Origin of the sequence: uncultured Pseudoflavonifractor sp., assembly GCF_944387805.1 — a bacterium.
Taxonomy (GTDB): Bacteria; Bacillota; Clostridia; order Oscillospirales; family Oscillospiraceae; genus Pseudoflavonifractor.
In genome coordinates this window covers 1-23,267 of the sequence record NZ_CALXGI010000036.1, presented here as the reverse complement: position 1 = coordinate 23,267, position 23,267 = coordinate 1, and the positions used below count along the sequence as shown (strand labels likewise).

The 23,267-nt window shown below is 61.7% G+C and carries 20 protein-coding genes; 11 read left to right on the top strand and 9 right to left on the bottom strand.

Features of this window, described 5'->3' with window-relative positions:
- On the bottom strand, positions 1-894 hold an 894-nt coding region (locus Q0K06_RS09305), incomplete at its 3' end, for an aminoacyl--tRNA ligase-related protein (RefSeq protein WP_365925342.1).
- 140 nt (positions 895-1,034) lie between these two features.
- On the opposite strand from Q0K06_RS09305, the gene Q0K06_RS09300 reads away from it, so the two are divergent.
- The 4 genes from Q0K06_RS09300 (at position 1,035) to Q0K06_RS09285 (ending at position 4,381) form a co-directional block, all read left to right on the top strand.
- A complete protein-coding gene (locus Q0K06_RS09300) occupies positions 1,035-1,532 on the top strand; it encodes a hypothetical protein (protein ID WP_294551527.1) in 498 nt (165 codons plus the stop codon).
- Between the two features lie 134 nt (positions 1,533-1,666).
- Positions 1,667-2,494, top strand: coding sequence for a zinc dependent phospholipase C family protein (locus Q0K06_RS09295; protein ID WP_294551524.1), 828 nt, complete (start codon positions 1,667-1,669; stop codon positions 2,492-2,494).
- A 28-nt stretch (positions 2,495-2,522) separates the two neighbouring features.
- Entirely contained in the window at positions 2,523-3,662 is a 1,140-nt protein-coding gene (locus tag Q0K06_RS09290) for a HAMP domain-containing sensor histidine kinase (RefSeq protein WP_294551523.1), read from the top strand.
- 11 nt (positions 3,663-3,673) lie between these two features.
- Positions 3,674-4,381 carry a GNAT family N-acetyltransferase gene (locus Q0K06_RS09285; RefSeq protein ID WP_294551521.1) on the top strand — a complete coding sequence of 236 codons (708 nt, stop codon included), beginning with the start codon at positions 3,674-3,676 and terminating at the stop codon, positions 4,379-4,381.
- Between the two features lie 56 nt (positions 4,382-4,437).
- On the opposite strand, the gene Q0K06_RS09280 is transcribed toward Q0K06_RS09285, so the two are convergent.
- Complete coding sequence (locus Q0K06_RS09280) at positions 4,438-5,805, bottom strand: citrate/2-methylcitrate synthase (RefSeq protein ID WP_294551519.1); 1,368 nt, start codon at positions 5,803-5,805, stop codon at positions 4,438-4,440.
- A 118-nt stretch (positions 5,806-5,923) separates the two neighbouring features.
- Between Q0K06_RS09280 and spoIID the strand changes: the two genes are divergently transcribed.
- Positions 5,924-6,940, top strand: coding sequence for a stage II sporulation protein D (gene spoIID, locus Q0K06_RS09275; RefSeq protein ID WP_294551516.1), 1,017 nt, complete (start codon positions 5,924-5,926; stop codon positions 6,938-6,940).
- Between the two features lie 53 nt (positions 6,941-6,993).
- Here spoIID and Q0K06_RS09270 read toward each other — a convergent pair whose 3' ends face one another.
- The 6 genes from Q0K06_RS09270 to Q0K06_RS09245 form a co-directional block, all read right to left on the bottom strand.
- On the bottom strand, positions 6,994-7,908 hold the full coding sequence (locus tag Q0K06_RS09270; RefSeq protein WP_294551515.1) for a CobW family GTP-binding protein: 915 nt from the start codon (positions 7,906-7,908) through the stop codon (positions 6,994-6,996).
- A gap of 91 nt (positions 7,909-7,999) precedes the next feature.
- Positions 8,000-9,367 carry a uroporphyrinogen decarboxylase family protein gene (locus Q0K06_RS09265; RefSeq protein ID WP_294551512.1) on the bottom strand — a complete coding sequence of 456 codons (1,368 nt, stop codon included), beginning with the start codon at positions 9,365-9,367 and terminating at the stop codon, positions 8,000-8,002.
- A 129-nt stretch (positions 9,368-9,496) separates the two neighbouring features.
- The gene (locus tag Q0K06_RS09260; protein ID WP_294551508.1) at positions 9,497-10,411 is read right to left on the bottom strand and encodes an ABC transporter permease subunit; all 915 of its coding nucleotides are present in this window, start codon (positions 10,409-10,411) and stop codon (positions 9,497-9,499) included.
- Positions 10,408-11,181: an ATP-binding cassette domain-containing protein gene (locus tag Q0K06_RS09255; protein ID WP_294551503.1), complete on the bottom strand. Its 774-nt coding sequence runs from the start codon at positions 11,179-11,181 to the stop codon at positions 10,408-10,410. The genes Q0K06_RS09260 and Q0K06_RS09255 overlap by 4 nt, the downstream gene beginning before the upstream one ends.
- A 31-nt stretch (positions 11,182-11,212) precedes the next feature.
- Positions 11,213-12,340: an ABC transporter substrate-binding protein gene (locus tag Q0K06_RS09250; protein WP_294551501.1), complete on the bottom strand. Its 1,128-nt coding sequence runs from the start codon at positions 12,338-12,340 to the stop codon at positions 11,213-11,215.
- A 34-nt stretch (positions 12,341-12,374) separates the two neighbouring features.
- Entirely contained in the window at positions 12,375-12,962 is a 588-nt protein-coding gene (locus tag Q0K06_RS09245) for a DUF5714 domain-containing protein (RefSeq protein ID WP_294551497.1), read from the bottom strand.
- A 478-nt stretch (positions 12,963-13,440) separates the two neighbouring features.
- Between Q0K06_RS09245 and Q0K06_RS09240 the strand changes: the two genes are divergently transcribed.
- From Q0K06_RS09240 to Q0K06_RS09215, 6 genes are all read left to right on the top strand, one after another.
- Positions 13,441-14,415, top strand: a complete 975-nt coding sequence (locus tag Q0K06_RS09240; protein ID WP_294551495.1) for a radical SAM protein — start codon at positions 13,441-13,443, stop codon at positions 14,413-14,415.
- A gap of 180 nt (positions 14,416-14,595) precedes the next feature.
- Positions 14,596-15,990 carry an NAD(P)/FAD-dependent oxidoreductase gene (locus Q0K06_RS09235; protein WP_294551493.1) on the top strand — a complete coding sequence of 465 codons (1,395 nt, stop codon included), beginning with the start codon at positions 14,596-14,598 and terminating at the stop codon, positions 15,988-15,990.
- A gap of 599 nt (positions 15,991-16,589) precedes the next feature.
- Positions 16,590-17,966 (top strand): tRNA uridine-5-carboxymethylaminomethyl(34) synthesis GTPase MnmE, encoded by a 1,377-nt coding sequence (gene mnmE, locus Q0K06_RS09230; RefSeq protein ID WP_294551491.1) that lies wholly within the window; start codon positions 16,590-16,592, stop codon positions 17,964-17,966.
- Between the two features lie 349 nt (positions 17,967-18,315).
- Complete coding sequence (adhE, locus tag Q0K06_RS09225) at positions 18,316-20,922, top strand: bifunctional acetaldehyde-CoA/alcohol dehydrogenase (protein WP_294551489.1); 2,607 nt, start codon at positions 18,316-18,318, stop codon at positions 20,920-20,922.
- Between the two features lie 252 nt (positions 20,923-21,174).
- Positions 21,175-21,672: a hypothetical protein gene (locus Q0K06_RS09220; protein WP_294551487.1), complete on the top strand. Its 498-nt coding sequence runs from the start codon at positions 21,175-21,177 to the stop codon at positions 21,670-21,672.
- Positions 21,673-21,979: 307 nt separating this feature from the next.
- The gene (locus Q0K06_RS09215; RefSeq protein WP_294551485.1) at positions 21,980-22,621 is read left to right on the top strand and encodes a hypothetical protein; all 642 of its coding nucleotides are present in this window, start codon (positions 21,980-21,982) and stop codon (positions 22,619-22,621) included.
- 111 nt (positions 22,622-22,732) lie between these two features.
- On the opposite strand, the gene Q0K06_RS09210 is transcribed toward Q0K06_RS09215, so the two are convergent.
- Positions 22,733-23,122, bottom strand: a complete 390-nt coding sequence (locus Q0K06_RS09210) for a hypothetical protein (protein WP_294551483.1) — start codon at positions 23,120-23,122, stop codon at positions 22,733-22,735.
- Positions 23,123-23,267: the final 145 nt, after the last annotated feature.

The following is a 23,267-nucleotide window of genomic DNA, read 5'->3' as shown; positions in this document are numbered from 1 at the left end:
GGGGATGATGATGACCTGGATGGGGGCGATGCGGGGGGGCAGCACCAGGCCGTTGTTGTCGCCGTGGGTCATGATGATGCCGCCGATCATGCGGGTGGACACGCCCCAGGAGGTCTGGTGGGGGTGGTGGAGCTGGTTGTCCTTGCCGGTGAAGGTGATGTCAAAGGCCCGGGCGAAGCCGTCGCCGAAGTAGTGGCTGGTGCCCGCCTGGAGGGCCTTCCGGTCGTGCATCATGCACTCCACGGTGTAGGTCTCCTCGGCGCCGTTGAACTTCTCCTTGTCGGTCTTGCGGCCCTTGACCACGGGCATGGCCAGCACGTTCTCCAGGAAGTCGGCGTAGATGTTGAGCATCTGCCGGGTCTCCTCCCGGGCCTCTTCCTCAGTGGCGTGCATGGTGTGGCCCTCCTGCCAGAGGAACTCGCGGTGGCGCAGGAAGGGACGGGAGGTCTTCTCCCACCGCAGCACGGAGCACCACTGGTTGTACAGCTTGGGCAGGTCCCGCCAGGAGTGGATGATGTTCTTGTAGTGCTCGCAGAACAGGGTCTCGCTGGTGGGACGGATGCAGTAGCGCTCCTCCAGCTTCTCGCTGCCGCCCATGGTCACCCAGGCGCACTCGGGGGCAAAGCCCTCCACGTGGTCCTTCTCCTTCTGGAGCAGGCTCTCGGGGATGAGGGTGGGCAGGTACACGTTCTCATGGCCGGTGGCCTTGAACTTGGCGTCCAGCTCCTTCTGAATGTTCTCCCAGATGGCGTAGCCGTAGGGACGGTAGATGAACATGCCCTTGATGGAGGAGTAGTCGATAAGCTCCGCCTTCTTGCACACGTCGGTGTACCACTGGGCGAAGTCCACCTCCATGTCGGTGATCTGTTCCACCTGCTTTTTATCCTGTGCCATATCGGTCTTCAATCCTTTACAGATGTATTTGCGTGTCAAAGTATCGAACACCATTTTATGCACAAACCCTTGAAAAGTCAAGGGCTGCGGGGGGTATAAGACGAAGAAAACTCCATAAACTCTCCCTGAGGTGTTGCGCTGTGACAAGGGTGGGAATCTGGGAGAAGAAGGAAAGCGTGTCCGGTGCGGTAGTCCGCGCTCTGGGGCGGCGGATGGAGGAGGTTCAGCTGGTGTCCGGCCGGCATCCGGCGGAGTTTGCCGGGGAACCGGTGGACCTGCTGTGCATTGGTCCGGACTCAGACGGCTGGGCCGGGGTGCGCTCGGCGGAGTGCGGCGTGCTCCTGCTCCCCGGAGCGGCGGGCCCTCTGGCGCGGGGAATGCGCTGCCGCAGCGCCGTCAGCTATGGCACGTCCCCCAGGGATACGCTTACCCTCTCCAGCCTGGAGGGGGACAAAATCTGTCTGGCCCTCCAGCGGGAGATCGTTACCCTGGCCGGACACGTGGTGGAGCGGCAGGAGTTTGTGACGCCCTTTCCGCCGGGGGAGGACCCCATGACCTTTCTGGCCGCCGCCGGGGTGCTCCTGCTGCTGGGTGCGAAACCGGAGGAAAATTGTCCTTTCGTTTGGGGCATTTTGTGATAAAATAGTGTCTGCCGGGCAGACCGGAAAGCGGTTTGCCTGAGCGGCGAGTCCTTTACAAGCCCATAAAACAGCCTGAGCGGCATGATTTTATGGGCATAATCCATTGCACAGCAGAAACTCAGGTGAGACATATGCCCAATTATTTTACCCATCTTCAATTCGGCGAGCGGGTGCTTGCCGAACTGCCGGAGCCGATCCGCACCCGAATCCAACCTCAGCGGGAGGATTTTGATGTGGGCTGCTACGGCCCCGATCCACTCTTTTTCTACCACCTGCTCCACAACAATCCGGTGCGGCAGGTGGGGCTGCGGATGCACAAGGTGTCCGCCCTGCCGGTGTTCCGGCGGCTGGCCCGCATCATCTCGGAGGACCGGCCCGGCGGCGCCGGGTACGCCGCCGGCTTTCTCTGCCATTTCGCTCTGGACAGCGGCTGTCACGGCTACATAGAGGCCCGGGCGGCGGGCGGACAGACCAGCCATCTGCGGATGGAGGGGGAGTACGACCGCCTGCTCATGGAGCGCGCCGGCATCGACCCCCTCCGGCAGACTCCGCTGCCCCGGCACAAGCTTTCCGGCGCGGAGACGGAGACCATGGCCCTCATCTACCCCGGCGTAACGGCGAAACAGTTTCGGGAGAGCCTGGAGGCCTACCGGCGGGTGTGCCGCCTCCAGACCGTAGCCGCCAGGGCTGGGTTGGGCCGGGCCATAGACGCCCTGTCCCGGCATACGCCCAAGAAGCCCGACTTCCAAGGCGCGGTGCTCAGCCGGCGGCCGGCGGGGGAGTGCGCCGTAAGCAGCACAGTTCTGGACCGACTGGTGGCGCAGGCGGTGCCCACAGCCGTGGAGAAAATCGGCGCCCTGTTTCGGGCCGCCGCAGGAGAGGGGCCGCTGGACAGCTGGTTCGACCGGGATTTCAGCGGAAACAGCTGTGGAAAACTGGTGGAAAATGTGGAAAACTAACAGCAGGGACAGAAAACAGGAGGAGAGAATGGGCAAAAAGTATACCAGGCTCAAACTGAAGATGCTCCTGCTGGTGGTGCTGGGGGCGGCCGCAGCCGCGGCGGTGGGGCTGTTCCTGCTGGAGGTAGTGGTGGACGGCCTGCTCCAGGACCCGTTTGCCAGGGGCTTTGTGTGGGTGGCCCGGCAGATGTTTGGACACAGCCAGGAGGAGGCCCTGGAGCTTTACCAGCAGATTATCCGCAACAATAAGCCCATTATCCTCAACTGCGCCATGTTGGTGCTGATGCTGGCCGCCTTCTACCTGGCCATGGGCCGGTTTACCAAGTGGCTGGACCAGATCGGCCGGGCTACCCGCCGTCTGGTCAGCGACAGTGGAGAAGAGATCCGGCTGCCCCGGGAGCTCTCCCCAGTAGAGGAAGATTTGCGGGCTATCCAGCGCCAGCTCCGCAGCCGGGAGGCGGAGGCCAGGGAGAGCGAAGAGCGGAAGCGGGACCTGGTGGCCTTCCTGGCCCACGATTTGAAGACCCCTCTCACCTCTGTGGTGGGCTACCTCACCCTCCTGCGGGACCGGCCGGAGATGGAGCCGGAGCAGCGGGCCAAGTACACCGGCATCGCCCTGGACAAGGCCGAGCGGCTGGAGGAGCTGCTGGGAGAGTTCTTCGACATCACCCGCATGGACCTGGAGGGCGGGGCGGACAGCGGCGAGACCGTTCAGCTGACCATGCTGCTGGAGCAGCTGGCCGACGAGTTCTACCCGCTCTTTGTCGAGAAGAAACTGAGGTGTGATGCGCAGCTGGAGCCCAGGCTGACTGTGTCCGGCGACCCGGACAAGCTGGCTCGGGTCTTCGACAACGTTCTGCGCAACGCGGTGAGCTACTCCACCCCAGGCGGCACCGTGGGCATCACCGCCCGGAGAAACAGCGGGCTGGTGGAGGTGGTCATCAGCAACGAGGGCCTGGAGATCCCCGAGAGGGAGCTGGCCCGGATCTTTGAAAAGTTTTACCGGCTGGACGCCGCCCGCTCCACCCGCACCGGCGGCGCCGGGCTGGGCCTGGCCATTGCCAAGGAGATTGTGGAGCTCCACGGCGGCACCATCCGGGCTGAGAGCACAGGAAAGCACACCAGTTTTGTCATCAGCCTGCCCGTACAGGGGGAGGAGCATACATAAGGAGCACAGATATGGGAGAATTTGAAATGGCGGCGGACTATCTGGCCCGGCAGGGGCTGCGCTGCGTGGATATGCTGGAGCTGCTCCGCCGGGACGGCGGCGCGGTGCGCTATGCCGGGGACGAGGGAGTGCTGCTCTGGGACAGGGTGAGCGGCGCCTGGTTCCTCAGCGCCCAGAGTGAGGAGGACCTGAACCGGGCGCTGTCCCTGATTCCACGGGAGGCCAGGCTGGCTGCCTGCCACGAGGACTGGTATCTGGACGCCGTGGAGAACCGGCTGGGACTGAAGGGAAGCGCCTTCTTCCAGTCGGTCTGGACAAAGCCCGAACCGCCTGAGCTGCCGCCCTTTCAGGGAGCGCTGCGGCGGCTGGGTCCCCAGTGGGCGGAGACGGTGGCGGAGGCCTACTGTCAGACCTTTGGGGATGTGGACTATATTCGAGGTGCCATCGGCCGGGGGATGCTGGGCATCTTTGACGGAGGGGCGCTGGCTGGATTCATCGGCGTTCACGACGAGGGCAGCCTGGGCATGCTGGAGGTGCTGCCTCCATACCGCCGCAGAGGGTACGGTCTGGTGCTTCAGCTGGCCGCTATCCGCTCCGCGCTGGCGGAGGGGCGGTATGCCTACGGCCAGGTGGCGGAACACAACGCCGCCTCCCTGGCCCTCCAGCAGAAGGCGGGGATGACGGTATGCCCGGAGAAAATCTACTGGTTCATGGAGTAATCCATAAAAAATGCGGTACCACTATTCCTGTGGTACCGCATTTTATTATCTGCAGGTCAGCCCCGCTGGTCCAGAGGGATAAAGGGCCGGGCAGGAGCCACGGCCTTGTAGGCCGGGCGGATGATCTTGTTGCCGGGGTTATAGACCTCCTCGATGCGGTGGGCGCACCAGCCCACCACACGGGCCACGGCGAACAGGGGGGTGTAGAGCTCCTGGGGGATGCCCATCATCTTATACACCAGGCCGGAGTACAGATCCACGTTGGCGCACACCACCTTCCGCTGGCCGGAGGCGGACAGCACCTCAGGGGTGAGACGCTCCACCGCCTCGTAAAGCTCGAACTCCTCCAGCATGCCCTTCTTGGCGGCCAGGGACTTGGCGAACTTCTTCAGCAGCACGGCCCGGGGGTCGGACAGAGTGTAGATGGCGTGGCCCATGCCGTAGATGAGACCGGAGCCGTCCCCCGCCTCCTTGCGGAGAATCCGGCTGAGATAGTTCCGGATCTCGTCCTCGTCCTGCCAGTCCTTTACGCCGTCCTCAATATACCCAAACATCTCCATGACCTTCTTGTTGGCGCCGCCGTGGCGGGGGCCCTTCAGGGAACCGATGGCGGCGGCAATGGCGGAGTAGATGTCGGTGCCCGAGGAGGACAGCACCCGGCAGGCAAAGGCGGAGTTGTTGCCGCCGCCGTGTTCAGCGTGGAGCACCAGGCACAGGTCCAGCAGCCGGGCCTCCTCCTCCGTGAACTGATTGTCGTGCCGGACGGAGTAGAGAAAGTTCTCCGCCACGCCCAGTCCCTCCTGGGGCCGGTGGAGGTAGAGGCTCTCGTTGTCATAGTAATGCCGCTTGGCGGCGTAGGCGTGGGCGGCGATGGTGGGCAGCCGGGCAATGAGGGCGATGGACTTGCCCAGCTCGCTCTCCAGGGAGCGGTCCTCAGGGGCGTCATCGTAGGAGTAGAGGGAGAGCACCGAGCGGGCCAGTTTGTTCATCACGTCGGGGCTGGGAGCCCGGAGGATCATATCCTCTGTGAACATATCGGGCAGGGGCTGGTGGACTGACAGGGCACGCTGAAACAGTTTCAGCTGTTCCCGGGTGGGCAGGGCGCCGAAGAGCAGCAGATAGGCGGTCTCCTCAAAGCCAAAGCGGTTTTCGCTCATAAAGCCGTTTACCAGGTCATTGAGGTCAATGCCCCGGTAGATGAGCCTGCCCTCCATGGGAAAACGCTCGCCGTCCTGCACGTAGTAGCCCAGCACGTTGCCGATCTGAGTGATGCCAGCCAGAACGCCGGTGCCGTCGGCGTTGCGCAGGCCCCGCTTTACATCCCACATTTCGTAGTAAGCCGGGTCAATGCGGTTATGTTTCTCAAACTCGCTGCATAGACTTTTAATAAAATCCATGGAGCCGTCCGTGTGGGCAGACTGCATGAGGACTCCTCCCTTGCGTTTATTTGAATATCCCATTTTACTACGGATTTCAAATCAAGTCAACGGCGGGGGATTGGGGCGGAAGGTGAGAGCGGTGCACAGCAGAGAGGAGAGCGGCGTGAGAAAGGCGGCGGCGGCAGGGCTGGGGCTGCTGGCCCTCTTGTTTCTAATGCCCCTGCTTTTTCTGGGGGGAAAGGGGGAGGCGGTGGATACGCCGGAGCCCACCGGCACCCTGCCTCTGGACCGAACGGTGGTGTCTCCGCCACCGGCAGAGGAAACAGGGGCGGATGAGACCGCCGCGCTGCGGGTGAAGCTGCCCGACGGCACGGTGACTGAGATGACCATGGCCGACTACCTGTGGCGGGTGGTGGCGGCGGAGATGCCAGCCTCCTTTGAGCCGGAGGCCCTGAAGGCCCAGGCGGTGGCAGCCCGGACCTATGCGGCGGCTAAAATGGCGGCGGGAGAGTCCAACCACCCAGACGCGGATGTATGCACGGACATCAACTGCTGCCAGGCCTACATCACCCCCCAGGAGGCGGAGGACAACTGGGGGGAGTCGGCGGCGGACTATGAGGAGAAGATCTCCGCCGCTGTGGCGGACACAGACGGCGTCATTGCGACCTACGGCGGGCAGCCTATCCAGGCGGTGTTCTTCTCCTCTGCCGCCGGACGGACGGCGGACGCGGTGGAGGTGTGGGGCAATGATGTGCCCTACCTCACCGGCGTGGAGAGTCCTGAGGGGGAGGAGGTGCCCAACTATCACAGCACCGTGGCGGTGCCCTTGGAGGAGTTCCGGACAGCCCTGCTCTCCCAGGCGCCTGGCGCAGACCTGAGCGGAGACCCATCCGGCTGGTTCGGCACGCCGGTGCTGGGCTCCAACGGCGGTGTGGTCGCCATCCCGGTAGGAGGCGAGGAGGTGACGGGCGCCACCCTGCGCGCCCTCTTTAATCTGCGCTCCACCGTGTTTACCGTCCAGGCGGACAGCACAGCGGTGACCTTCTCCGTCACCGGCTACGGCCACGGGGTGGGCATGAGCCAGTACGGCGCCAATGCCATGGCCAAGGCGGGCAAGCGCTATGAGGAAATTATCAAGTGGTACTACACCGGTGTGGAGCTGGAGCAGATGAGCGAATAGAACAGCAGAAGGCCCGGCGCATCAGCGCCGGGCCTTCTGTCCGTATACGTCGGTTATTCCACCGTTACCTCGCACTCGGGATACCACGAAATGGCGGTTTCAATGCTCTTGCGGGCGGGCAGGCCGTTGCCGAAAAGGACGGTCAGCCTTCCGGGGTTGACGGCGTCCCCCTGCCAGGGCTCCAGCCGCACCAGGGGGCCCACGCAGTCGGCCAGATATATCTGGCCGGACAGGGGGACAAAGCCCTTGATCCGATAGGTGTCCTCAGCGAACATGGCCAGAAACTTCTCCAGAGAAGCGGGGGTAAAGCCCCGCCCCACGGAGAGAGTCAGTTTCTGGAGGGTGATATCCCTGGTGTGGATCCCGCTGGGGCTGCCGGGACCCGAGGGAGACATGGAGAAGAGCCAGGCCGGGTCCAGCGCGCCGAAGGAGGTCTCGTACACCGGGCGGCCGGGGCGCTGAGCCTCCACCTCCTCCCGGATGCGGGCAATCTGAGCCGTGGTGGCCAGGTCGGTCTTGTTGATGAGAATCAGGTCGGCCACGGCCAGCTGGAGCTTGCACACCCGGGCGGTGGCGTATACCTTGTGGAACCGGGCCGCGTCCACCAGACAGATGGCGCCGGCGTAGTACAGGTTGGCAAACTTCTCCCGCTGGCCCAGAATCCTGCCCACACTGGTGGGGTCGGACAGGCCGGAGGCCTCCACCAGAATTACGTCCGGCTCCTGCTCCAGGGTGCCCTGGAGGGTATCCTCAAACTGCTCCAGCCGGCAGGCACAGAAGATGGAGCCGTTGTCAATCTCCGACAGAGTTACGCCCAGGTCGGACAGCAGAGCGCCGTCCACCCCCTCCCGGCCGAATTCGTTGATGATCAGGGCCACCCGCTGGCCGGGAAAGCAGCGGACCAGATTTTTCAGAAAGGTAGTCTTGCCGGCGCCGAGAAAGCCGGTGACCAGGTAGAGTCGGGTCAAACAGAACACCTCTTTCAGAACGGCTGGGGACAGGACTGGCCTGTCGGAAAGCGGCCGGGCGGACCATGGGGACCGCCCGGCCGGAGTTTTGTTATTTCAGCGCGGCGATGGCCTCATCCAGCGCGGCGGTGAGCTCCTCACGGCTGGGGATGATGGACTTGAATTTCAGCTGGCCGTTGATGTAGATGGAGGGCAGGTTGGTGACTCCCATCTTCTTGCAGCGGGCGATGTCCTCCTTGATGGTGTACTTGTACAGGGCGAAGTCTACCCGGTCCTGGTACTCGGGCTTGACCTCATCCACTGCGCTGGCCATGTAGGTGCAGGCGGCGCAGGTGGCGGGGTCCAGGGTAAAGACCTCTACAAAGGGACGGGTGAGGGCGCCGTAGTCGGGCAGCTCCACGTCGATGTCTTCCTCCTGGGCGACGTAGTTCTTCACCATCTCGCGGACCTCGTCGGTGTGGAGCACAGCCTGGGCCACGCCGATGCCGTTTTCTACCGGCACGTCATAGGGCATGTCGCAGCCGGGAGCCACGATCAGGTTCCGCTTGTCCTCAATGGAGTCCAGCATGTCCACGACCCACTTCATGTTGTCCTGCTGGGTGCCGTGGAGCATAACGGTGGTCAGGGGGATATTGCCGCCGATGCAGACGTTGTACTTGTCGGTGACGGCCTTGGCCGCCTTCAGGTCCACGTTCTCGTCCACCGAGATGGAGTCGGGGCCGGTCTTGCACATGACCTCGATATTGCGGGTGGCGTCGCCGCAGACAAAGAAAGAGGAGAACACACCCAGAGAGCGGATGTGGTCAAACACCTGGGTGAAGGGCTCGGCCATAAACTCCTCAAAGTGGGCGGCGGAGATCTGGGAGATAAGGGGGTCCACCACGGCGATGACGTCCATGCCGGCATCCACCATGTAGTCGCTCATCTTCATGGCCACCTTGGCGCAGTAGCCCAGCAGGTCGTGGACATAGTCCTCATCGTCGAACATATCCATGAAGATATCGTTGCCCCGCAGGTGGGAGGCAAGGGTGAAGGGGCCGCAGATCAGACCGTAGAGAGCGGTGGTGTCGCCCACAGCGGCCTTCATCCGGCGCATCACGTCCAGCACCAGGGGCAGTCGGCCGTCCTCGGGGGTGGGGATGGTGCACTCACAGGGGACGGTCATGTCGTCCGCCAGAGGGTGGGAGGCCACGGAGGGAGGGCCGTCCTTGGCCCAGCGGAGGTCGCAGCCCAGGCATTCGGCCTCCAGCTGCAGGTCAAACACCACCGGCTGGCCGTGGGGCTTATAGAGCCGGTTGACTTCCATGAGGGACTCGAAGAGCTTGTCGGCGTCGGTGAGGACCTCGGTGGCGTCGTAGCCGGTGAGTTTTCCGGCGTGGACACCGGCAAAGGGAACCCAGGCAACCTGATCGGTGGGCTCGTGACGAAGGGTCTTGAACAGTATCTCCTTGGGCAGCATGGCAATTCTCCTTTTCTCCAGTGATGGGTGCTTTCCTACTTTATAGTTTAGGGCAGCCTGGGCAAGGAGTTCTAGTAGAAATCACCTGTTTTTGGTCAAATCATACGATGAAGGACAAGAGAAAAAATGTCAGCTCCAGCGGACCGCCTTCCGCTCCAGTATGGTGACCAGGCCGTTGAGGGCGGTGACCACCAGGGCCACTAAAAGAATGCCGGCGATAACGTTGGTGTAGTTGGCGTAGTCTGCAAAGTTTTTGATAAAGTACCCCAGGCCGCTGGTGGCACCCATCATCTCTGCCAGGGTGAGGAGCATGAAGGAGGTGGACAGGTTCACCCGCAGACCGGAGATGAGACCGGGCAGCAGGGCGGGCAGGAAAATCTGGAACACCATCTCCCGGTCGGACAGGCAGAGCACCCGGGCGCTGTCCAGAATGTGGGGGTCCAGCCCCACGGTGCGGCCCACGGTCTGGAGAAAAGTAGGCCAGAAGATGCCCAGAATGATGACCAGAGCGGAGGCCGAGCGGAAAGAGGGCATCAGGGCGATGAGGTAAGGGGCGTAGATAATGGCGGGCACAGGGGCGAGCACCCGGGCGATGGGCACCAGGAAGCCCCGCAGCTTGGGGCTCCACCCTGCCAGCATGCCCAGCAGGGCGCCCAGAGGGAGGGCGATGCCAAAGCCGATGGCCAGCAGGGACAGGGAGGACCCAATCCCCCGGAGCATGAGGGGCCACTGGCCGGCAAAGACCTGGAACACCGCCTCTGGAGTGGGCACCAGAATGGGGTGGGCCCTGCCCAGCACGGTGGCCCACAGCTCCCAGATATTGAACAGCAGAAACAGAGCGGCGCCGATGTCCCCGGCAGCCCGGGCGTTTTTCTTCCGGACAATGTGCCACAGGCAGGCCGCCTCCACCAGGACGGCGGCGCACAGGAACAGGACGGGGGAGGCAGTCTCGTTTTTGCCCGGCAGGGCCACCTGGACCACCAGCAGCGCAAAGAGCAGATGGACCAGCACAATGGGCCGGGATTTTTCCGCAGGCGTTTTCACAGCGTCTCACCCACCGCCTCTCCGTACTGGTAGAACAGGCCGATGAGCCGCTTGCGGGTGGCGCAGCAGTCGGCCGAGGTGAGGAACTCCGCCGGGTCCCGGGGACGGGACGCCCGGACGGGCAGAATGAGCCGCACGCCCCCGGGGCGGAAAAAGGCGATGCGGTCGGAGAGAAGGATGGCCTCGTCAATATCGTGGGTGACCATAACTACCGTGCTCCCCTCTGCCTGCCACAGCTCCAGCAGCAGCTGCTGGAGGGCCTGCCGGTTCCTGGGGTCCAGGGCGCCGAAGGGCTCGTCCAGCAGCAGCACCTGCCCGCCCACCGACAGGGCCCGGGCAATGGCCACCCGCTGGGCCATGCCGCCGGACAGCTCCCCGGGATAGCGGGACAGGGCGTCCTTCAGTCCCACCCGGACCAGGGCGGCTTCGGCCTGCTCCGCCGCCTGGGCACGGGACAGGCCGGGCTTGGCCTTCCGCAGGGCAAAGGCCACGTTTCCGCGGGCGGTGAGCCAGGGGAACAGCCCGCCCTGCTGAAACACAATGGATCGCCCTGGGGCGGGGCCAGTCACCGGCGCGCCGCCGATGGAGACCGTTCCCTCCTCCGGCAGAGAGAGGCCGGAGATGAGCCGCAGCAGGGTGGACTTGCCGCAGCCGGAGGGGCCTACTACGGCCAAAAAGGTGCCGTCCTCCACCTCAAGGGACACCTGGTCCAGCACGCGGGGGCCGCCGGGGTAGGAAAAGGACACATCGCGCAGGGAGATATCAGGCATGAAAAGGCCTCCTTTGCGGGAGATGACAGGCTCACAGGTTGCTGGCGTCGTACGCCTCCAGCATCTCCTGGAAGTGGACGTCGTCGGGGTACCGCTCCAGCACAATGTTCAGGGCGTCCAGATAGATGGAGGCGTCCACATGGTCAGCCATGGTGTTCTCTGTGCCGGCGGGAATGTCCCCGTTGGCCTTCATCACGTCGAAGAACTCCACCACCCGGTTTTTGGCCGGGTCCATGGAGATTTTCATGCAGCCGTCGTAGATACAGTACTTCACATAGTCCTCGCTCTGACCGGAGAAGGCGGCCAGGGCGGCAATGGTGGTCTCCGGGTCGTCGTACATCAGCTTCATGGCCCGCAGGTTGGCTACCTCAAAGCGGACCAGGGCGGGCCGCTTTTCCTTGATGACCGCGCCGGAGGTGGTCTGGCGGCAGCACACATTGTCGGGGGTGTACTCCCCCACAAAGAAGGGCACCACCAGACCCTGGGTGACGGCGTTCTGCTCAAAGCCGCTGTTGACAAAGCCCACGTCGGCCGTGCCCTTCAGCACCGCCTCCACCACGGACTGAAACCCGTCCAGCTCCACGAAGCTGACCGTACTCATGTCCACTCCAGCCTGCCGCATCTGGTCCTTCATCATCATGTGGCCGGTTTCGGCCCGGACGCAGGCTACCGTCTTGCCGGCGAAGTTCTGGAGGTTGTGAAACTCTTCCTCCCGTTCCGGCAGGGCCACGCAGGCGCTGCCCTCGGCGATGGTGCCGCCGATGACAGTCAGGTCCGCTCCCTGGGCGATAAAGGTGCAGGTGGGAATCACGCCAAAGGGCAGCACGTCCAGCTTGCCCAGGGTGATAGCGGTCAGGCCGTCGTTCAGGTTGGAGATTTGGGTCAGCTCCACGTTGAGGCCCTCCTCCTCATAGTAGCCCATCTCGTGAGCCAGCACCACCATGGCGGCTTTAATGCCGGTGCCCATCTGGCCCACGGACAGATCGTAGGTCGCGGACAGATCTCCAAGGGGAGAATCGGAGGAGGTTGCCTGGCTCTCCTGGGGCGCGGAGCCGGAGGAAGCGGACGGAGAGGACTGGGGTGCGCCCTCCTGCTGGGCGCAGGCGGTCAGGGACAGGGTCAGAAGCAGAGAGAGAGTAAGAGATAGAATCCGTTTCATAGCAGCAATCCTCCTGATTTTCAAGTTTGACCGCTTAGCCCTTTTTCACCGGAAAATAGGGACAGGCGGTGTGAAGGCACTCGGCGTTCTTGGCAAAGCGGGTACAGGCAGCCCGGGGCGTTTTCCCCAGATCAAGCCCCAGCATGTCCCTGGCCAGGGGGACCGCCGCCTCAATGGCCAGGTAGGAGACCCGCTTGCAGCAGCGAGGGCCGTCCACCGTGGCAATGTGTTCCAGGCACCGGGAAGTAAAGCGGTTGGCATCGGCCCAGTGGACGGTGCTCTTGGGGTTGGTTTTCAGCCACAGCGCCGCAAAGATGCCCGCACCTACTGCCGCGCCGCAGCAGCCGCAGTCGCCGCAGCTGCCGCCAGGCACCCGCTTGGACCGGCTCAGGGCGGCGTGTAGAGAGCGTTCCAGAGCGGCCCGGTCCCGGCCTGACACGCTGTGGGCGGCAGTGAGCAGGGCGGCGGGCACCATGAAATGGTGCTCCGGGGTGTGCATCTCCACGCCGGGCAGCGACATCATAGCCTCCATCATGTCCAGCGGCGCCACCGGCCCGCCACGGTCAAAGGTGTCCAGACACAGCGCAATCATCTCGGGATAGTGACCGGAAAAGGAAACCATTGTAAGACCTCCACAGACAGAATTGGGCTTGGGGAGAGCCCGGAACCACCTCCGGCGGTTCTTTCCCTATCATTCTAGCCCGGCGGATGGCGGCGGGGTAGTAAAAGAACATGTTTTCTTGGTAAAATTTTGTGATGTTTACAGCTGAGTTCCAAACTGAAAGCCGGGGAGAAGCTGCCCAAAAAAGTTTTTGACAGACCGGACTTGTCCGCACATGACCTGGTTTATTGAGCTTTTATAGCCATATCTCAGACAAAGCGGAATGCTGTACATGAATTCGCGCTGTGACGCGGTCATCCCGGGCTGAGGCGGGGCCGGTATTTGTGCCCGCTGTCAGACGGCGCGCAGAAACTCCGGCCTCAGGGGACAAAACATTTCCAAAAATTATGGCTTTTTTCCTAGGAAAGAGGGGCGGATTTCGATAAGATAAATACAGAGCACGCACGCCGGGCAAATACAGAACAGATGAGGTGAGCCTATGTTAAAGGAAGCGTTTGAACGGCTGGAGCATGGGGAGCCGTTAACAGAGGAAGACGCAATTCAGATGCTCAGCATTCAGAATCTGTCAGAGGAGTACTATCAGCTTCTGGATATGGCAGGGCGGTTTTCCAGAAAGGCCTATAATGGGCGGGGCTATATTTTTGCGCAGATCGGCTTGGATGTGGCCCCCTGCAGAGGCAATTGCCTGTTTTGCTCTTTGGCCCAGTGCAACTGCGGCAGTATCAGGCCGGAGCGCAAATCCCTGGAGGAAGTTCTGTCCATTGTGGATAAAATAGATTTTAAACGGGTGACAGCTCTGTTTCTCATGACTACTGCGGAGTACGACCCGGAGGAATTTCTCCGTGTGGGTCGGGCTGTGCGGGAGCGGATTCCGGCGGCCATTGCGCTGGTGGCCAATACGGGGGATTTTGACCTGAATTATGCGCTGCGGCTGAAGGAGGCGGGCTTCACAGGGGCGTATCACATTGTCCGCCTTGGGGAGGGCGTGGATACCGGGCTGAAGCCGGAGGCCCGGGAGCGCACCCTGGACGCCATTGCTCAGGCAGGGCTGCGGCTGTACTACTGTCTGGAGCCCCTGGGGCCGGAGCATACCTATGAAGAGATGGTACGGGAGATGATGCGGGCCCGCAGATACCACGTGGAGGTCATGGCCGCCATGCGCCGGGTGAACGTGGAGGGCACGCCCTTCCAGGACAACGGCGTAATAGATGACTTTGAGTACACCAAAATTGTGGCGGTTACCAGGCTGGTGACCATGCCCAGAGTGTCCATGAATGTCCATGAGCCGCTGACAATCGCCATGCTGGGCGGCGTCAACCAGTTGTATGCTGAGATTGGCGTCAACCCCAGGGACAACAACCGCCAGACAGAAAAGAACCGGGGCTTCAGCGTGGACGAAGTGGCGGCCATGCTGGAAGCCGCAGGATATACGCCCTGTATTGAAGGCGCATAATAGGCGCATGTGCTGGCAGGAATTCCAGGACAAGCTCCCGCAAAACGGCTGCTTCCGGCTGTTTTGCGGGAGCTTTTGAATTAAGAAAGACAGAATGCGGTAGACTGATCTTGACTTTATATGTTATAATTAACATGGGTCTTTATGGCCCGCATTTTTGACAAAAAAGGAACGATGCACATGAATTCGCGCTATGACGTTGCCATTCTGGGCTGCGGCGAGGCCGGCATTTACGCCGGCTATGAGCTGATGCTCAGGAACCCCGGCCTCAAGGTAGTAGCCCTGGACCAGGGCGCCGACATTTACAGCCGCAGCTGCCCCATCGTGGCGGGCAAGGTGAAGGAGTGCATCCACTGCAAAATCTGTGACACCATGTGCGGCTTTGGCGGCGCGGGTGCCTTCTCCGACGGCAAGTATAATTTTACCACCGCCTTCGGCGGCTGGCTTACCGACTTTATGGACGCCAAGGAGGTCATGGACCTCATCGACTACGTGGACTCCATCAATGTCAAGCACGGCGCCACCACAGAGGTCTACTCCACCTCCACCCCTGAGGCCCGCGCCCTGGAGAAGAAGGCTCTGGAGTATGACCTCCATCTGCTCCAGGCCCGGTGCAAACACCTGGGCACCGAGAACAACCTGAAAATTCTCCAGAGCATCTACGAGACTGTGAAGGAGGGGGTGGAGTTCCGCTTCCACACTGCGGTAACCAAGATTGAGCGCCTGGGGGACGAGGGCTACCGCCTGACCACTGACAATGGCGACACGATAGACTGCACTTACTTTGTCGCCGCGCCCGGCCGGTCCGGCGCGGAGTGGTTTGCCAACCAGTGCAAGGATATGGGCATTGAGCTCATCAACAACCAGGTAGATATCGGCGTCCGGGTGGAGCTGCCCGCCAAGGTCTTTGAGCACATCACCGACGTGGTGTACGAGTCCAAGCTGGTTTACCGCACCAAGCAGTACGGCGATCAGGTCCGCACCTTCTGCATGAACCCCTACGGCCATGTGGTGGCCGAGAACGTGGAGGGCATCAATACCGTCAACGGCCACTCCTACTCTGATCCCGCTCTCCGCAGTGAGAACACCAACTTTGCCCTGCTGGTGTCCAACCGGTTCACCCAGCCCTTCAACGAGCCCTACCGGTACGGCAAGCACATCGCCTCTCTGAGCAACATGCTGGCCGGCGGCGTGCTGGTCCAGCGGTTTGGCGACCTGGTGGGCGGCATCCGCACCAACGAGCACCGGCTGAGCAAGTCCTTTGTCCGGCCCACCCTGACTGCCGCCACCCCCGGCGACCTGTCCCTGGCCCTGCCCAAGCGGCAGCTGGACGACATCATTGAGATGATCTACCAGCTGGACAAGCTGGCCCCCGGCACCGCCAACTATGATACCCTGCTCTACGGCGCGGAGGTCAAGTTCTACTCTTCCCGCCTGGCGCTCTCCCCTGAGCTGGAGACGGCCCTGCCCAACTTCTTCGCTATCGGCGACGGCGCCGGCATCACCCGCGGCCTGGCCCAGGCCGGGGCCTCGGGCGTAAAGGTGGCCCAGGTCATCTCGGAGCGGCTGAAATAACGAGACGCCCGACGAGCCAGGCCGCCCACCCGCTTTCGGCGTAAACCGGAGCAAAGCCCAGCACAGCGGGGTTGCTCCGGAAAGGAGGAGCAGGGGAGCGCGCGCAGCTTTCGCCGCAGAGGCGGAAGCGGAGAGAAGCGGACTTTGCGACGACGCGGCTCAGGTCATCTCGGAGCGGCTGAAGTAAGCCGGCCCGTCTAACAGTACACGGAAGATACGGGGCCGCCCGTCAGGGCGGCCCCGTATTATCTGCCTTTGGACTGGAGACGGCAGAAAGGGTCAAATGTCCAGGAGACACATAACGGACTTTGTACAGCCTATATCCAATTGTGTATGCAGGGAAAATAAGCTGTAAGAAAATTGTAAATTTTGTCGTATCAGGGGTTATCCACATTATCCACCGAGTTTTCCACAGAGGGGACAGAGGGTGGATAACCTGGGGATATACAAAAATAGTTTACATAAAACTGTGTCAAGTGCAAAACGAACGGCGGAGTGCACAAACTTACAGAAGGGCTGTCTCCGGGTGGGAAAATATCTTTTGAGGGGATACATTTGTCCGCAATCGCGGCAGAAAATTCATGTCAGGAGGTTGTAGCATGGGAGATACCATCGCCGCAGTGGCGACTCCGATGGCCAGAGGTGCCATCGGGATTTTAAGGCTGTCCGGGCCGGAAGCGGTGCAGGCTGCGTCGGCGGTGTTCAAGCCCGCCAGCGGGCGGCCGCTGGAGGATTATCCGGGCCGCAGGCTGGTGTACGGCACCCTGTACGACCGGGAGGGCCAGCCCATTGACCAGGTTCTGGCCACTTACACCAGAGGACCGGGGAGCTACACCGGCGAGGACACGGCGGAACTCCAGTGTCACGGCTCCCCGGCGGTGCTCACCCTGGGGCTGGAGGCGCTCTTTGCCCAGGGGGTGCGTCAGGCAGGGCCGGGGGAATTTACCCGCCGGGCCTTTCTCAACGGCAGGCTGGATCTGACCCAGGCGGAGGCGGTGGCGGACCTCATCGACGCGGAGACCTCCGCCGCTGTGCGTCAGGCGGCGGGCCAGCTGTCCGGCGCCCTGGGACGGCGGGTGTCGGCGGTGTACGATGCCCTCACCGACCTGACCGCCCACTTCTGCGCTGTGCTGGACTACCCGGATGAGGACATTGACCCCTTCCGGGCCGAGACCATGGAGCAGGCACTGTCTGCCGCGGCGGGGGAGCTGTCCGCGCTGCTGGCCACCTATGGCCGGGGCAGGCAGCTGGTGCAGGGGGTGCCCTGCGCCATTGTGGGCCGTCCCAACGCAGGCAAATCCTCTCTGCTCAACGCCCTGGTGGGGTATGACCGGGCCATTGTCACCGATATTCCCGGTACCACCCGGGACACCATTGAGGAAAAATGCCGTCTGGGCGGCGTACTGCTCCGGCTCATTGACACTGCCGGCCTGCGAGATACCGCAGATGCGGTGGAGCGGCTGGGGGTAGAGCGCAGCCGGGCCGCTCTGGAGGGGGCCGGCCTGGCTCTGGTGCTCATAGACCCCCATGGAGGAACAACGAGGGAAGATCTGGATATTCTGGAGAAGGCCCGTTTGGCGGCGGACAAGGTGATTGTGGTGCTCACCAAGTCCGACCTGGACGGCGGAGAAGAGACAGACCGCAGCGTAAAGGGGGAGAAGGGCCTGCCGGTGGTGTCTCTCAGCGCGAAAACCGGGGCGGGACTGGAGAAGCTGGAGGCGGCTGTGGCGGCGCTCTTTCCACAGGGGGAGGAGAACTGGGGAGAGCTGCTTACCAATGCCCGGCAGGCAGAGGCGGCGGGCAGGGCCCTGGAGGCGGTGTCCTCCGCCCGGTCCGCCCTGGCTGCCGGAATGCCGGCCGACGCCATTTTTTCTGATGTGGAGGCGGCGCTGGACGCGCTGGGCGCCCTCACCGGACGGTCGGTACAGGAGGATGTGACAGATCGGATCTTTTCGCGGTTTTGCGTGGGAAAGTGAGCATAAAAAGAGAAATTCCCCATAAAAGCGAGGGCAGGAAGGAATTCCTGCCCTCGAGCTCTATAAAGGACAGGCAAAATGACAAGAGGATTCGTCAAAAAGACGGGGAGAAAAATGTTTCAAAAATTGATAATATTTTAACAAATAAAAAGGTGTTTCATTAGAAAAAATCCGGGAAAATATAGTTTTCACAGGAAATAACAGACATTCTTGAGAGCAACGTTAAAAAAATAATGCAGTTTTCACATTGACAATATTTTAACGAGTAGGGTATAATGCGCATCGTTAAAAAAATATCAAATGAGCGGACCACCCGCTCTCACCTATCATTCTTGAGGAGGCTGCACAGATGAAAGAGCAGAAAACGGCAACCGCAATCATCGACAATATTGAGGCTCTCGAGGCTAAGATGAACGCCATGCGGGAGGCTCAGAAGGTATTTTCCACTTACACCCAGGAGCAGGTGGACGCCATCTTCCTGGCCGCCGCCACCGCCGCCAACCAGGCCCGTATCCCTCTGGCCAAGATGGCCGTGGCCGAGACCGGCATGGGCGTGGTGGAGGACAAGGTTATCAAGAACCACTACGCCGCTGAGTATATCTACAACGCCTACAAGCACACCAAGACCTGCGGCGTCATCGAGGAGGACAAGGCTTACGGTGTGAAGAAGATTGCCGAGCCTATCGGCCTTATCGCCGCCGTCATCCCCACCACCAACCCCACCTCCACCGCTATCTTCAAGACGCTCATCGCCCTGAAGACCCGCAACGCCATCCTCATCTCCCCCCACCCCCGTGCCAAGGGCTGCACCATTGAGGCCGCCAAGGTGGTGCTGGACGCCGCAGTGAAGGCCGGCGCCCCTGAGGGCATTATCGGCTGGATTGACGTGCCCAGCCTGGAGCTGACCACCCAGCTCATGCGCGACTCCGACCTGATCCTGGCCACCGGAGGCCCCGGCATGGTCAAGTCGGCCTACTCCTCCGGCAAGCCCGCCCTGGGCGTCGGCCCCGGCAACACTCCCGTCATCATTGACGAGACCGCCGACGTGAGAATGGCTGTCAGTTCCATCCTCCACTCCAAGACCTTCGACAACGGCATGATTTGCGCCAGCGAACAGTCCGTCACCGTGCTCTCCCCCATCTATGACGCCGTGAAGAAGGAGTTCGCCGCCCGCGGCGCCTACTTCCTCAAGGGCGACGAGCTGGACAAGGTCCGCAGCATCATCCTGGTCAACGGCACCGTCAACGCCAAGATTGTAGGCCAGAGCGCCCACACCATCGCCAAGCTGGCTGGCGTGGATGTGCCTGTGAACGCCAAGATTCTCATCGGCGAGGTGGAGAGCACCGATCCCTCCGAGCCCTTCGCCCACGAGAAGCTGTCTCCCGTGCTGGCCATGTACAAGGCCGACAGCTTCGACGAGGCCCTCCAGAAGGCTGAGCGGCTGGTGGCCGACGGCGGCTACGGCCACACCTCCTCTCTGTACATTGACGTGCGTGAGACCGAGAAGATGGCCAAGCACGCCGCCGCCATGAAGACCTGCCGCATCCTGATCAACACTCCCTCCTCCCAGGGCGGCATCGGCGACCTGTACAACTTCAAGCTGACTCCCTCCCTGACCCTGGGCTGCGGCTCCTGGGGCGGCAACTCGGTCTCCGAGAACGTGGGCGTCAAGCACCTGCTCAACATCAAAACCGTGGCGGAAAGGCGTGAAAACATGCTCTGGTTCAGAACTCCCGAGAAGGTCTACTTCAAGAAGGGCTGCCTGCCCGTGGCCCTGGACGAGCTGCGCTGGGTCATGAACCGGAAGCGCGCCTTCCTGGTTACCGACAGCTTCCTCTATCAGAACGGCTACACCAAGCCCATCACCGACAAGCTGGATGAGATGGGCATTGTCTACACCGTGTTCTCCAACGTCCAGCCCGACCCCACCCTGAAGAACGCCCAGGAGGGCGCCGCCGCCATGGCCGCCTTCCAGCCCGACTGCATCATTGCCATGGGCGGCGGCTCTGCCATGGACGCCGGCAAGATCATGTGGGTCATGTACGAGCACCCCGAAGAGAATTTCCAGGACATGGCCATGCGGTTCATGGATATCCGCAAGCGTGTCCACACCTTCCCCAAGATGGGCGAGAAGGCCTACTTCGTGGCTGTCCCCACCTCCTCCGGCACCGGCTCCGAGGTCACTCCCTTCGCCGTCATCACCGATCAGAACACCGGCGTGAAGTACCCCCTGGCCGACTACGCCCTGCTGCCCAACATGGCCATCGTGGATACCGACAACATGATGAGCCAGCCCAAGGGCCTGACCAGCGCCTCCGGCGTTGACGTGCTCACCCACGCCCTGGAGGCCTATGCCTCCATCATGGCCACCGACTACACCGACGGCCTGGCGCTGAAGGCCATGAAGAACGTCTTTGAGTACCTGCCCACCGCCTACGCCGACGGCACCAACGTGGAGGCCCGCCAGAAGATGGCCGACGCCTCCTGCATGGCCGGTATGGCCTTCGCCAACGCCTTCCTGGGCGTGTGCCACTCCATGGCTCACAAGCTGGGCGCCTTCCATCACCTGCCCCACGGCATCGCCAACGCCCTGCTCATCAGCCTGGTGGTGGAGTACAACTCCGCCGAGTGCCCCCCCAAGATGGGCACCTTCTCCCAGTATCAGTACCCCCATACCCAGGCCCGGTACGCCGAGTGCGCCCGGTTCTGCGGCATCCAGGCCAAGGACGACGCCGAGGCCGTCAAGAAGCTCATCGCCAAGATTGAGGACCTGAAGGCCGCCGTGGGCATCAAGAAGACCATCCGGGACTACGGCGTGGACGAGAAGTACTTCCTGGACAACCTGGACGCCATGGTGGAGCAGGCCTTCGACGACCAGTGCACCGGCGCCAACCCCCGCTACCCCCTCATGAGCGAGATCAAGGAGATGTACCTCAAGGCCTACTACGGCAAGTAAGCGCGTGCAATGACAAGAACGCCGGCGGACAGCATGTCCGCCGGCGTTCTTTTACTGCGGGGTATTGGATATCAGAAAAACGTCTGGAGTCGCAGTATTATACAAAAATGCATCATAAATATTGATATTTATATATAAATATTCTAAAATAGAGCTGCGGAAATGTGGAGATTCAGAGAGGGTGATACCAATGTTTTGGATGCTTGGCTATTCCTGACAGTTCTGATGGAGCAGGCAAGGTGGGAACGAAAAATGAATATCAAACCTGAGAAATACTATTCTGCGTCTTATGCCGTCATGATCGGCGGAGTGGTGGCGGGGGTACTTCTTTACGGCGCGGCGCACTGCCTGTCCAATGTGCTCTACCCCCTGGAGGAGATCCGAAGCGCGGCAGCCGGCGGCAGCCTGGATGAGTCCTTTGAAGGGTTCCTTGCGGCCAGGAACCTGGTGCAGGCAATCGGGGAGGGGTGCTTCTCCGTCAGCTGGGCGGTCTCCCGCCTGGCCCTCCTGGCGGCCTTATTCTTTGGCTGGCACAGCGGGGAGACCTCTTTCAAACGCCTGGGCTGGGGCGTGCTCGTCATGGCGGGAGGCGTGGGGCTGTGCCTGCTCCTGTTCTGGGCAGCGGACCGGGAGGCGTGGGGGAACTACCTCTACCCCGCCCGCTTTCTCCTGCCCCATGGGCTGATCTGTCTGGCGCTGCTGTTTGGGCTGACCCTGATAAACCGCCGGCGCTGTAAGAAAGGAAGGTAAAACATTAGCTTCTGAAAGATTATGTGCAGCACCACAGCGCTTATTCTTGCCGTCAGTCCCGCGGCCCTCGCAGTTGGGGCGGACGGAACCGGCACGCAAACGGAACTCTCTCAGGCGCGGGAATACCTGATGAATTACCAGAGAACAGAGACCAATCGGTATGGCAAGCAATTCATGTACGTTATGCAACTGAAAGAGCTGAATATAGCGCTTATTTTGTTTACATTATCCCGACAGCCCTGTGTATGTAATTACACCCGAATCATTGTCATAATAAGCTTTTAAATGCCGCCGGGAGGGGATAGCTTTGTACAGACAGAGGATTTTATTTGCGCTCCTGCTCGGCCTTTCCCTGGTTTTGACCGGCTGCTCCGGCGGAAAGGAACTCACCGCCGGGCAGATTGAGGCCGTCAACGCCGCGTTTGAGGCGGTGATACCTGCCGGGGAGGGGGATATTGCCGCCGGACAGGGGCCGGAGGGCGCGTTTACGGTCAATCCCATCACGCATTTCTTCACCTCCTGCTACGAGACGCCGGAGGAGCTGGATTTGGGGAAGTTCGTGGCCTATATCCCCAGCGACAGCCCGCTCTCCCCGGGCGATAAGGAGGAGCTGGACGCCCTCCGGGCCGCAGGCTTCCCGGTGTCCTTCGAACGGGTGGAGGATGCCCCTGTTGCCATCAAAAGAGTTCCCTTTTCCACTGTGGACGCATACTTGCAGCGCTACGCCGGGGTCTCCCTGTCGGCCATGGAAAATCCGGGAGACGCCTGGTATCTGGAGGACTATGGGTGCTTTTACAGCCTTGCCAGCGATTTCAACCCTGGCAGCTTTGTCTGCACCCGCGGCGTGCAGCGGGGGGACAGCCTTGTCCTGTACAGTGCGGACGCCGTGCTGACGCTTGCGCGGAGCGGCGATACCTGGCAGATTGTCTCCCACCTGCCCGGAGAGTAGCCGAAATGGGGATAAGAATAGCCGGTGTCAAAGCTGTGGACGCGGACCGCGTTGGTAAAAATACCTGAGCAAGAAACACCGCCCCGGAGCAGCGCTCCGGGGCGGTGTTGTTCAGGACTTTTCTTCAAAGCTGGCGCCGCAGCTGCGGCAGGTTACGGTAATTTTCCCCTTGCCCTTGGGCACCCGCAGCTGCTGGCCGCAGTTGGGGCACTTGAAATAGCGGTGGTCTTTGTCCCGGTGGATGGTCCGGCGCAGCCGGAACCAGCGGATGACAGGCCCGGCCAGCTCCATAAACTTGGCGTTCTCCGTCCGGCGCCTGGAGATATTCCGGGAAAACATGCGGAACACGGCGTAGACTGCTACCACCAGTGCCAGCCAGCTCAACAGGCCAAGACGCAGCAGGCTGGCCACCAGATAGAGCACCAGATACACCGCTATCAGGAACAGGGAGAACTGATCGACGCCATATCGGCCATACATCAATCTTTGCAGCCAATTCATCGAACGAACGTCTCCTTCAGCGGAAGAAGGGCCCGAGCGGGCGTAAGGCTCGGGCACATCGGCTTCCACGGTACTTTTTATAACAGTAATGATACCGTTTTGAAGGTTTTCCGTCAAGGCACCAGACGTAAACAATGTGTGAATA

Bases quoted from the DNA above. Each gene is read 5' to 3' on its own strand.
- Q0K06_RS09295 (WP_294551524.1), top strand. From the start codon at position 1,667: ATGCCCAATTATTTTACCCATCTTCAATTCGGCGAGCGGGTGCTTGCC.
- Q0K06_RS09290 (WP_294551523.1), top strand. From the start codon at position 2,523: ATGGGCAAAAAGTATACCAGGCTCAAACTGAAGATGCTCCTGCTGGTG.
- Q0K06_RS09285 (WP_294551521.1), top strand. From the start codon at position 3,674: ATGGGAGAATTTGAAATGGCGGCGGACTATCTGGCCCGGCAGGGGCTG.
- Q0K06_RS09280 (WP_294551519.1), bottom strand. From the start codon at position 5,805: ATGCAGTCTGCCCACACGGACGGCTCCATGGATTTTATTAAAAGTCTA.
- Q0K06_RS09265 (WP_294551512.1), bottom strand. From the start codon at position 9,367: ATGCTGCCCAAGGAGATACTGTTCAAGACCCTTCGTCACGAGCCCACC.
- Q0K06_RS09255 (WP_294551503.1), bottom strand. From the start codon at position 11,181: ATGCCTGATATCTCCCTGCGCGATGTGTCCTTTTCCTACCCCGGCGGC.
- Q0K06_RS09250 (WP_294551501.1), bottom strand. From the start codon at position 12,340: ATGAAACGGATTCTATCTCTTACTCTCTCTCTGCTTCTGACCCTGTCC.
- Q0K06_RS09245 (WP_294551497.1), bottom strand. From the start codon at position 12,962: ATGGTTTCCTTTTCCGGTCACTATCCCGAGATGATTGCGCTGTGTCTG.
- Q0K06_RS09240 (WP_294551495.1), top strand. From the start codon at position 13,441: ATGTTAAAGGAAGCGTTTGAACGGCTGGAGCATGGGGAGCCGTTAACA.
- Q0K06_RS09235 (WP_294551493.1), top strand. From the start codon at position 14,596: ATGAATTCGCGCTATGACGTTGCCATTCTGGGCTGCGGCGAGGCCGGC.
- mnmE (WP_294551491.1), top strand. From the start codon at position 16,590: ATGGGAGATACCATCGCCGCAGTGGCGACTCCGATGGCCAGAGGTGCC.
- adhE (WP_294551489.1), top strand. From the start codon at position 18,316: ATGAAAGAGCAGAAAACGGCAACCGCAATCATCGACAATATTGAGGCT.
- Q0K06_RS09220 (WP_294551487.1), top strand. From the start codon at position 21,175: ATGAATATCAAACCTGAGAAATACTATTCTGCGTCTTATGCCGTCATG.
- Q0K06_RS09210 (WP_294551483.1), bottom strand. From the start codon at position 23,122: ATGAATTGGCTGCAAAGATTGATGTATGGCCGATATGGCGTCGATCAG.